At 46.6% G+C, this 3,563-nt stretch carries 4 protein-coding genes and 1 pseudogene; 2 read left to right on the top strand and 3 right to left on the bottom strand.

All coding sequences use genetic code 11. The features are described from left to right. Positions 1-145: pseudogene (locus B2899_RS15090) on the top strand (class I SAM-dependent RNA methyltransferase); the annotation flags it as partial. A gap of 162 nt (positions 146-307) precedes the next feature. Here B2899_RS15090 and B2899_RS15085 read toward each other — a convergent pair. The 3 genes from B2899_RS15085 to B2899_RS15075 form a co-directional block, all read right to left on the bottom strand. Next, positions 308-994, bottom strand: coding sequence for a sigma 54-interacting transcriptional regulator (locus B2899_RS15085; RefSeq protein ID WP_286886871.1), 687 nt, complete (start codon positions 992-994; stop codon positions 308-310). Continuing rightward, positions 939-1,898, bottom strand: a complete 960-nt coding sequence (locus B2899_RS15080; protein WP_286886869.1) for a sigma 54-interacting transcriptional regulator — start codon at positions 1,896-1,898, stop codon at positions 939-941. The genes B2899_RS15085 and B2899_RS15080 overlap by 56 nt, the downstream gene beginning before the upstream one ends. Positions 1,899-2,196: 298 nt before the next feature. Continuing rightward, on the bottom strand, positions 2,197-2,589 hold the full coding sequence (locus B2899_RS15075; RefSeq protein WP_246147275.1) for a CBS domain-containing protein: 393 nt from the start codon (positions 2,587-2,589) through the stop codon (positions 2,197-2,199). Positions 2,590-2,941: 352 nt separating this feature from the next. Here B2899_RS15075 and B2899_RS15070 point away from each other — a divergent pair, with 352 nt between their 5' ends. Further along, positions 2,942-3,427: a hypothetical protein gene (locus B2899_RS15070; protein ID WP_146809601.1), complete on the top strand. Its 486-nt coding sequence runs from the start codon at positions 2,942-2,944 to the stop codon at positions 3,425-3,427. The last annotated feature ends 136 nt before the right edge of the window (positions 3,428-3,563 follow it).

The following is a 3,563-nucleotide window of genomic DNA, read 5'->3' as shown; positions in this document are numbered from 1 at the left end:
GTGGTCGTACTATATCCTTACATCGTATCCGGAATTTGAAAAGTTTTTCGGACGCGAAGCGGACCGCAACCGCAAGCTATACAACGGAAACTTGAAAACATACTACTACCAGTATTATGGACCGCGGCCGCCGCGTAGCGAATAAAACACAGGGGTGATCTACGCAAAAAAGGAGCGGGCAAAAGTTCCGCTCCTTTTTTGTGATATAGGAAAGTATATTTCACTTTACAGTGATAAAGCGAAATATACTTTCCCTCCATTTGTAAGCAAGGAAAAACACACCCGCGAGTTTTTCTCATACTACTGATTAATCCGTATGAATATTGTATTTTTTCATTCGGTTATACAGCGTCACACGCGAGATGCCGAGCAGCTGCGCTGCGGCTGATTTATTGCCATAGGTCGTGCGCAGCGCCTCTACCAGTTCCTCATATTCGCTGCGTGCCGCAAGCGGTCTGGTGGCCGGCGTCTGGGCGGCAACCGCAAGCTCGTTCGGCTGATAGCCTTCCGGTAGATGCTCCGGCTCGATGCGCTCCTGATCCGTTAAGATCACGAGACGCTCCATAAGGTTGCGCAGCTGTCGGATATTGCCCGGCCAGGCATAATTAAGCAGCAGAATGATCGTTTTCGGCGCAAGCTCCGGGAGCGGCTTGCCGTATTTGACAGCGAATTCCTTTAAGAACAGCTGGGCGAGTTCGGGAATGTCCTCCTTTCGCTCGCGCAGCGGCGGAATCGGCACCGTGACAACATTCAGCCTGTAGAATAAGTCCTGTCGGAATTGGCCTGCCGCCACCATGGCTTCTAAGTCCCGGTTTGTCGCCGCCACGATGCGGACGTCGGTTGCAATCGGCTTGTGTCCGCCTACGCGGTAGAATTGCTTCTCCTGTAGCACGCGCAATAGCTTCACCTGTTGATCGAGCGGCAGCTCTCCGATTTCGTCAAGGAATAGGGTTCCGCCTGCGGCCGCGTCGATTTTCCCTTTTTTTTCCCTCATGGATGGCGCCGGTAAAGGCGCCTTTTTCATACCCGAACAACTCGCTCTCAAAGAGTGCGGCTGGGATCGCTCCGCAGTTGAGTGCGACAAAGGGACCGTCCGCTCGCAGGCTGGCGCGGTGTACGGCTTCGGCGAATAGCTCTTTTCCCACGCCGGATTCACCGGTAATCAGAAGCGTGGCGTCGGTCCGCGCGACTTTCCTCGTCAATTGAATCGCCTGCGTAATGGCGGCGCTGCGGCCCTTGATTTTGTAAAACGGATCTTCCTGCTGTTCATTGTACAGCTCATTTTCAAGATTGTGCAGATGTGCTGTCGTACTGGAGAGTCGGTCATGCAAACGCACGACGTCACTGATGTCTTTCTCTGCGGATAGTCCTCCAATAATCTGTCCGTCCAGCAGCACAGGAGATGTATTCACCAGCACATGGGTACCGGGCCGCGGCTGGTTATAGTGACGGACGACAGACGATCCGTCATGGATGCTTTTTAGAAGCATTACCGCATCTTTTTTAAAATGGCGCGTAATATGGTGATGCAGAATGTCTTCCCGCGGAATATGATACATTGCTTCCGCCTGTTTGTTCCAGTTCACCACGATTCCCTGCGCGTTCACAATCGTAAGGGAGTCATCCACCGTCTGCAGTACGCTCTCGTAAAACGCGAAGCATTCTCTAAGAGCCCGTGAGGCAGCCTGTGCGACGGTTTCTGCCGGTATGTATCCGACCGGCTCATCCATATCAGACAGTACTTGAATATCCGTTACGCCCGGCGTCGCCGAGATTACATCAAACAGAAGGGCCGATTCACGGGCCTGTGCAGAACAGGGACGATCCGGCAAAAAAGAAAGCGGTTGCATAATTTCGCGAAGAAACGGGTTATAGAAAGAAAAGGGTTGATTTGACATATAGATTCACCTGATTAGCAAATTTAACACAAGTGTATAAAGTAAAGAATATGATTTACAAACTTGTAAATCTTGTAGCACCGCTATTATACAACTGTATTAAAAAAAACGCAATTGACTGTATTAAAATATAAAGATCAAAAAAGGGAGTGGGATATTCCGCTCCTTTTTTGATCTTTGTATAAGAATCCAGCCATTATTTGGCGAATGTAGTGCTTCAAGCCGTTCGATTTGCTTGAGCGTCAGGTGCCGGGCGTGCTCTTGTCTACCTGTGCCGCAATTTGTTAAAATCAATTTTTTATATTGCTTGATCAATCTCCAGGCGGCGAGCCAGCTCATGCAGCAAATCGACCACGGTAATGATGCCGACCAATTGTTCATTCTCTACGACGGGCAGCGAATTTATTTTATGTTTGCGCATTGTCTGAATTGCTTCCGTAATCGGTGCATCCGGAGCAATGGTAATCAAGTTTTTCGTCATAATCCATTCTACAGGCGTTTCCTTCAAAATAGTCGGTGAATGGAGCGAAATCATCATCTCGCGGTGCACAATAATCCCCACTGCTTTATTTTGTTCGACCACAATCAGACGGCGAATATTTCTGTCTTTCATAATGCGTTCCGCTTCCTGGATCGGCGTAGCCGGGGTGATGGTAATTACGTCCGGCGTCATTAAATCTTTTACTCTCATCACGAGCGCATCCCCCATATTCCCTCAAAATTTGAGCCTATATACACGGGAATTATATCATAGAAAAACAGGATACAACCAGAATTGTTTCAGACAAAACAGGGGAGAGGAAAGAGAAAAGAAAATATGAAGGAGGCATACACATGAAGAAAATGTTGGGATCATTTGAAATTTCGATACGGAACTTGAATATATTGTAGAAGGAAAAATCAGAATCGAAGAAGAAAAGTATGACTAATTGTATATAATAACGAAAAAATACATACTAAATAGCTGTTTCAATAGGTTGAAATAGCTGTTTTTATGAACATTTTCATAGTATGATATGTATAGAGAAATGAGGTGAACGAACATGGGCACAAAGCATAAATATACAATAAAAATGAAGAAGAAAAAGCAGATTAGTGACTCAGTGTTCAATCTCCTTTTTAAAGATTTAGTCGAGTCAGAGAAGATTAAGCTGTATATGGATGAAATCAATCAGCGAATTTACAAAGGAGAGATGAGTCCAGCTGAGTTTAGTGAAAGTTTGTCCAGGTTAACTGACCGCTATGTAAAGAAGGGGATGCACCAGGCTGATCAGGCCAGCGTAGTTCGCTACATTAGCGCGTTTGCCAAGATAGAGAACAACGTGAAAGCCAACCTATGCATGATGAGCATGCGAGAAGCGAATGGAGAGGCAGCCTTTGAATCGGAAGAGGAGGCAGCCCGGAACATTATTCGCACATATGAAGAAACACAGCGATTGATTAATCGATGGGTAGAACAGTATGCGCTTACACGTGGAATGGATCCGGAGTGGGTAGTAACGCCGGATTTGGAGTGGATGGAGAGATGAAAAATAAAACGAGGCCGCGTATAATATGAATACGGACGGCCTCGTTTTTCTGTGAAAATCCTGAAATAAAGAAAGAAGGAAGGAAGAAGAGAAAAAAGATCCAGGGAAGACAAAGGCGTTCGCCTTTTTCCCCATT

Source organism: Aneurinibacillus sp. UBA3580 (genome assembly GCF_002375825.1).
GTDB lineage: Bacteria > Bacillota > Bacilli > Aneurinibacillales > Aneurinibacillaceae > Aneurinibacillus > Aneurinibacillus danicus.
Note: the sequence above shows the minus strand (reverse complement) of the source record. Positions and strands in the feature narration are given on the sequence as shown.

Bases quoted from the DNA above. Each gene is read 5' to 3' on its own strand.
- B2899_RS15070 (WP_146809601.1), top strand. From the start codon at position 2,942: ATGGGCACAAAGCATAAATATACAATAAAAATGAAGAAGAAAAAGCAG.
- B2899_RS15085 (WP_286886871.1), bottom strand. From the start codon at position 994: ATGAGGGAAAAAAAAGGGAAAATCGACGCGGCCGCAGGCGGAACCCTA.
- B2899_RS15075 (WP_246147275.1), bottom strand. From the start codon at position 2,589: ATGAGAGTAAAAGATTTAATGACGCCGGACGTAATTACCATCACCCCG.
- B2899_RS15080 (WP_286886869.1), bottom strand. From the start codon at position 1,898: ATGTCAAATCAACCCTTTTCTTTCTATAACCCGTTTCTTCGCGAAATT.